General features: G+C 49.9%; 5 protein-coding genes. All 5 read left to right on the top strand.

What is annotated here, in order from left to right; translation table 11 throughout:
* The coding region (locus ACWA6V_RS14415; RefSeq protein WP_449523146.1) for a TolC family protein at window positions 1-1135 on the top strand (1135 nt) is incomplete at its 5' end.
* Between the two features lie 199 nt (window positions 1136-1334).
* Window positions 1335-3506, top strand: coding sequence for a type I secretion system permease/ATPase (locus ACWA6V_RS14410; protein WP_449523145.1), 2172 nt, complete (start codon window positions 1335-1337; stop codon window positions 3504-3506).
* Window positions 3506-4924, top strand: coding sequence for an HlyD family type I secretion periplasmic adaptor subunit (locus tag ACWA6V_RS14405; RefSeq protein WP_449523144.1), 1419 nt, complete (start codon window positions 3506-3508; stop codon window positions 4922-4924). Before ACWA6V_RS14410 ends, ACWA6V_RS14405 begins: the two co-directional genes overlap by 1 nt.
* A complete protein-coding gene (locus ACWA6V_RS14400) occupies window positions 4921-5517 on the top strand; it encodes a response regulator transcription factor (RefSeq protein WP_310073640.1) in 597 nt (198 codons plus the stop codon). Before ACWA6V_RS14405 ends, ACWA6V_RS14400 begins: the two co-directional genes overlap by 4 nt.
* A 172-nt stretch (window positions 5518-5689) precedes the next feature.
* A partial coding sequence (locus tag ACWA6V_RS14395) for a retention module-containing protein (RefSeq protein WP_449523143.1) occupies window positions 5690-6298 on the top strand: 609 nt, incomplete at its 3' end.

Raw genomic sequence — 6298 nt, 5'->3', positions numbered from 1 at the left:
TGTGGTAGGTCAATTGCCTGCGGAAGATTTGGCAGAAGTTGATTTGACCCAGAAAAAATTGCCGGACAATATTCGCTCGGCACTGACGCTCGCCTATCAAGGTAATCCCGGTTTTCATGCGGCGATTAAAAATATCAGCGCTGCGCAGGCCGCGGTAAAAGTTGAGCGTGCTGGTTATTATCCCAAGGCAGAATTGCGTGCGCGCCAAGTGACCAGCCGCAACCAAAACGGTTTTGATAATCGCACCGATCCCGATAGCTACGGTGATGAAAGTGCGGTGGAATTAGCACTTACTTACAATCTGTACAGCGGCGGCGCCAACCGCGCTGCAGTGCGTCGCTCATTGGAACAAGTGAATCAGGCAAAAGATTTGCGCGACCAGGCCTGTGTTGATTTGCGCCAGAACACCCAAATTGCCTACAACGATACCCAGCGTATTCGCGAGCAACTTACCTCATTGCAACAACATCGAATCTCTAGCGATAAAGTGCGTGCTGCCTACTCCGAGCAATTCAACATTGGTCAGCGTACTTTGCTCGATTTACTCGACGCTGAAAATGAATACTTTCAAGCGAGCCGCGCGTTGATTATCGCAAACGGTGATTTGGAAATTGCTTACGCACGTTCATTAGCGGCCATGGGAAGTTTGCTGCCTGCTCTTGGTATTGTGCGTGATGGTCTTGGGATCTTGCATGATACCAAGGTAAACGATTCGTTAAATATTTCTGAATCTGCTTGTCCTGATGTTGCACCTGAAGCACTTGGGCGCGATGATTTGATCAGCGAGTTAACGCCGCTCGCCGGTGATGCATTATTTGATGTGGGCAGTTCGCAATTAAAAGCGGGGGCGGCACAAAAGCTCGATCAACTGATTGCCGATATCAAGGCGACCGCCAAGGTTGTGCAGATCAGTATTGAAGGCCACACCGATAATACCGGCACCGATGCGCTCAATATTCCACTATCAAAAGCGCGTGCGCAGCGGGTGCGTGATTATTTTGTATTGAATGGGTTGGAGACAATTCCTATGACCGTTGACGGTTTTGGCGCAACTCGCCCGGTGGCTGACAATGCCAGCGTTGTTGGTAAAGCCGCTAATCGCCGTGTTGATGTCACAGTGACGCGTAGCGAATAGTCAGGTACTTGTTTTAGTGTTGCCCAAGAGCGCATCAAATTCCCGTAATTTGATGCGTTTTTTTATGCGTGCAGTGCAATGTTCTGCAATCAAATTGCGTGTGTAGCAATGGCCATCTATATTACAGAGGCTTTTGATCTGACTAGCGATACGATTTGCGATTGATTGGTTTTGCCCGCTTGCCGCTCCCGGAGCCACAATGACCCTTGATGTTCAACTTTCCACGGATGTTTCCTCCGCTGCCAGTACCGGCGGGCCACTGCTTGAGTGCTTGTTACTTATTGCGGCCGCGCACCAGATTACCAGCACCCGCGAAACACTGTTGGCAGGTTTACCACTGGATGCGCAGCAGCTTACCCCTTCTTTATTTACCCGTGCGGCCAAACGCGCGGGCCTTACCAGCAAAATTGTACAGCGCGATTTGCTGCAACTAAATCGCGCATTGTTTCCTGCCGTACTTTTATTAAATGATAATCAAGCCTGCGTATTACTGGCGGTGAAAACCGATGTTGCGCAAGTGCTTTATCCGGAACTTGGCGATGCTGTTGTAGACGTACCTCTCGCTGAGCTTGCAAGCCATTACACCGGTCGTGCGATTTATGTGCGCCCACTGGAGCGTTTCGATGCGCGCACGGCTGAAATTGGTAAAACGGCCAATGCAAAAAATCGCGCTGCACATTGGTTTTGGAGTGTTATTGCCGACCATAAATATTTATACCGCGATGTATTGCTTACTGCCTTATTAATCAATTTTTTTGCGTTGGTGTCGCCGCTGTTCGTGATGAATGTGTACGACCGTGTAGTGCCCAATCACGCCACTGATACACTTTGGGTATTGGCGATTGGAATGTTGATCGCCATCAGCGCCGATTTTGTCTTGCGCATGATGCGCGCCTGGTTTGTAGATCTCGCTGCAAGCCGCGTTGATGTCACGCTCTCTGCCAGTATTATGGAACGGGTGTTGGGCATGAAATTATCGGAACGACCTGCGTCTGTGGGATCATTTACCGCCGGTTTGCAATCCTTTGAAGCTATCCGCAGTTTTATTTCCTCAGCGACTATTTTAGCGCTGGTGGATTTGCCTTTCGTGTTGTTGTTTTTAATTGTCGTCTTATTAATTTCCTGGCCGCTGGTATTCCCTATTTTAGTGGGGGTTGCATTGGTGATGATTTACACCGCAGCGGTGCAGCACAAAATGCATTTGTTGTCAGAAAATTCCATGCAGGCATCGGCGCAACGCAATGCCACCTTGGTAGAAAGTCTGAGCGCATTGGAAACGGTAAAAACCCTCGGTGCTGAAGGGCGCATGCAAGCGGTGTGGGAAAAAACTACGCTGCTGGTATCGCGTGTGGGGGTGAAAATGCGTTTGCTGTCTGGCTCAGTTGGTACTACTACCATGTGGATTCAGCAGGCAGTGTCAGTCGTTATTATCATTGTTGGTGTTTACCAAATTATTGAGGGTAATTTAAGCCAAGGTGGATTGATTGCCGCGTATATGCTGTCTTCGCGTATCATGGCGCCAGTAGGGCAAACTGCAGGCTTGTTGATGCAGTACCATAGTGCCGCAACAGCACTGAACGCGCTGGATATGATTATGCAAAAACCGGTTGAGCGGCCAATCGATGCAACTTGGATTAGCCGTCCGCGCTTGCAAGGTGGAATTGAATTTAAAAAAGTAGCCTTTAAATATCCGCAAGATGAGCGTGAAGTATTGCGCGATGTCGCATTTAAAATTAATCCCGGTGAGCGCGTAGCCATTCTTGGGCGCAATGGTTCAGGCAAAACCACAATCGAAAAATTAATTGCCGGATTATATGAACCAACATCGGGAACCGTGTTGCTTGACGGAATTGATATCCGCCAGCTCGACCCCGCTGAATTGCGCCGCAATATGGGTTATGTGTCGCAAGATGTGAATTTATTTTTTGGTTCGCTGCGCGACAACATCGCTATGGGCGCGCCTCATGCAAGCGATGAAGCGATTCTCGAAGCCGTGCGTTTGAGTGGGCTCACTGATTTTGTCAATCAGCACCCGATGGGTCTGGCGATGCCAGTTGGCGAACACGGACAGTTGCTTTCGGGTGGGCAGCGCCAATCAGTCAGCATTGCGCGCGCACTCTTGAATGATCCTCCTATTTTATTAATGGATGAACCAACCGGTGCAATGGATCACACCAGTGAAGAAGAATTTAAACGCAATCTGGTGCAATTTGCTGCGCACAAAACTTTATTGGTCATTACTCATCGCACGTCGCTGCTGGAATTGGTGAACCGCATCATTGTGATCGATGGTGGAAAAATTGTTGCTGATGGGCCGAAAGAACAGGTTGTTGAAGCGCTGCGTCAAGGCCGGATTGGGAGGGCATCTTAATGACGGCCTCGCGCGATAAAATCTGGTTTGAACGCATCGGCCGCTGGTTGGATAAATTAGGTCTGCCCGCAACCCGTTATATTGATAAAGCCTACGCCCGCTGGCTCGACCCTTTGCATGAGCAACCCAAAGATTGGGTGACGGATTCTGATTGGGCGAAGTTGCAGCAGGAACCTGTGCGTGCGCGCGCATTATTGCGTGTAATTGCCCTGATTATCTTTTTGCTCGTTGTGTGGTCGGCATTTGCGCCATTGGATGAAGTAGCGCGCGGTGAAGGCAAAGTCATTCCTTCATCGCAATTACAAATTATCCAATCCTTTGATGGCGGTGTGGTGCAAGAGGTTTTGGTGCGTGAAGGACAAATCGTAGAAAAGGGCGATTTATTATTACGTATCGATCCCACGCGTTTTATTTCTACTTTTCGCGAAAATCGCGCGGAATACTTATCACTCCAGGCGCGTGCTGCGCGTTTGCAAGCCTTAACATCGAATACGGTGCTGGTATTTGCCGATGATTTACTGGCGGATGCGCCGGATATCGTCAACCACGAACGTAGCTTGTATGAATCCAATCGTAAAGAGTTGGATGAGCAATTGAGTATCGCGCGCAGCCAATTGGATCAGCGTTCGGAAGAATTAAATGAAGTGCGTGCGAAATTAACGCAGGTGACGCGCGCATTGGAATTATCCACACAAGAATTAAATGTGACCAAACCGTTACTTGCCAGCGGTGCAATTTCTGAAGTGGAAATTTTGCGCTTGGAAGGTGATGTATCAAACGCGCGCGGCGAGCGCGAGCAGGCCTTATCGCAAGAGTCGCGTTTGGTTTTGGCTGTGCAAGAGTCAGAGGGAAAGTTGCGCGAGACTGAATTGCTCGCTAGCAATAAATGGCGCAATGAGTTATCGGAAGTGCTGAGCAAAATTGCATCGCTGTCGGAAACCAGCACTGGCCTCGCCGATAAAATTAAATATGCTGAAATTCGTTCACCCGTGCGTGGCACTGTGCAGCGCGTATTTACCAATACGGTTGGCGGTGTAGTACAGCCTGGGCATGAAGTGGTGGAGATGGTGCCATTGGATGATCAGCTATTAATTGAAGCAAAGGTATCGCCCAAAGATATTGCGTTTTTACATCCGGGTCAGGAGGCGATTGTAAAGTTTACCGCCTATGATTTTGTCGTTTATGGTGGATTAAAAGGCAAGGTGGAACACATCAGCCCCGATACCATTACCGATGAAAAAGAGCGCACGTTTTATATTGTGCGCGTGCGTACCGAGCGCGCCGGATTTGATCCCAGCTTGCCGATTATGCCGGGCATGATGACGCAGGTAGATATTCTCACTGGCAAGAAAACGGTACTCGCCTATTTGTTAAAACCTGTGCTGCGCGCGCAACAAAATGCCATGACTGAACGATGAGCCAACACCTGTTTTTTTCGCCCGCTGAAATACAATCACCGCGCTGGCAGCAGGCGTTTCCTGCTGCGCGAATTAGCAATGCTGTTCCGCATGTTAATGCCGATGAGTTTGTGTGGTTGCTGCTGCGTGATGAGCTGAGCTTTATCCAAATTCAAAGCTTGAGTGCTGCGGGTGCACGTGTGATTGCGATGACGGCGATTGAAAATACGCAGGAGGCGCGTCGTGCGCTTGAAGCGGGTGCGAGTGGTTATGTGCATTATCTGGCGATTCCACAGGTGCTTGAGCAGGTTGCACAAGTAGTATCTGCCGGTGGTATGTGGTTGGGGGCGGATTTAATGCGGCAACTGGTGTTGGCGACGGCGCGTATCCTTCCCGCGACATCTGCTCCACAGGCGGATCTGTCGCTCCTTACCAGCCGCGAAAAGGCCGTTGCTGAATTAGTCGCAGCCGGTAAAAGCAATAAAGAAGTCGCGCGTGATCTGGACATTACCGAGCGCACGGTGAAAGCTCACCTCGGCTCCGCCTTTGAAAAGCTACAGGTGCGCGACCGCCTGCAATTGGTGCTCATGTTCTCCAATAAGTCTGGCGCTTAAAACATTTTTGTTGAAAATCCCCACTTTCTATTCATTATTCTTTTATAGCAGTAAAAAAACTCTGCTTATTGTCCTTTAGTCCAATGGCGCAATTTTCCTCAGTAACTAGACTCCACATCATCGCACTCACTCCGTGAGCTGCATCACATTTTTAAATGACGTGGAGTCATCTATGAGTAATGCCGTTGCCAAAGTTTCGTTTCTTCAAGGTCAAGCTTGGGCGAAAGCCCCCGATGGTACGTTGCGCGCCCTGACAGTGGGCAGTACGTTGAATGACGATGAAATTCTGGTAACGGCGCAGGGCGCCCGCGTTGAGTTGGATGTAGGTACCGGCGAACCGCTAGTGGTTAATGGCGGTGCTGAAGTTGGGATGAGTCGCGACTTTCTTGCCGATACAGCAACGGGCACAGATGAAGCCTTACTGAGCGATGCCAGTGTGCAAGAAGCACTGACGGTATTGGGGCAGGGCGGCGACTTGTTGGAAGAGTTGGAAGAAACGGCCGCGGGTAATACCGGGGGCGGTGGTGGTAGTGAAGGCCATGATTTTGTTCAGCTTACCCGTATTATTGAAAGCACCGATCCCCAGGCATTTGACTACTCATCTGCCTCCCAATCTGGCTCGGCACCGGTCGAGAACGACGCCGACTATATCAATCGCGCGCCTTTGGTGACCGATCAAGTTATCGCATCCAATGAAGATGAGCCAGTGACCGGCCAAATCATCGCCGATGATGTCGAAGGCGACGCTATAACCTTCACGATAGCTACGCCTCCTGCGAAT

The sequence above is a fragment of the Cellvibrio sp. genome (genome assembly GCF_053579595.1).
The sequence above is the reverse complement of the archived record's forward strand: the minus strand, read 5'-3'. Positions and strand labels throughout refer to the sequence as shown.

What these genes read in the sequence shown, in the direction of transcription:
- ACWA6V_RS14410 (WP_449523145.1), top strand. Translation starts at nt 1,335, where the DNA reads ATGACCCTTGATGTTCAACTTTCCACGGATGTTTCCTCCGCTGCCAGT.
- ACWA6V_RS14405 (WP_449523144.1), top strand. Translation starts at nt 3,506, where the DNA reads ATGACGGCCTCGCGCGATAAAATCTGGTTTGAACGCATCGGCCGCTGG.
- ACWA6V_RS14400 (WP_310073640.1), top strand. Translation starts at nt 4,921, where the DNA reads ATGAGCCAACACCTGTTTTTTTCGCCCGCTGAAATACAATCACCGCGC.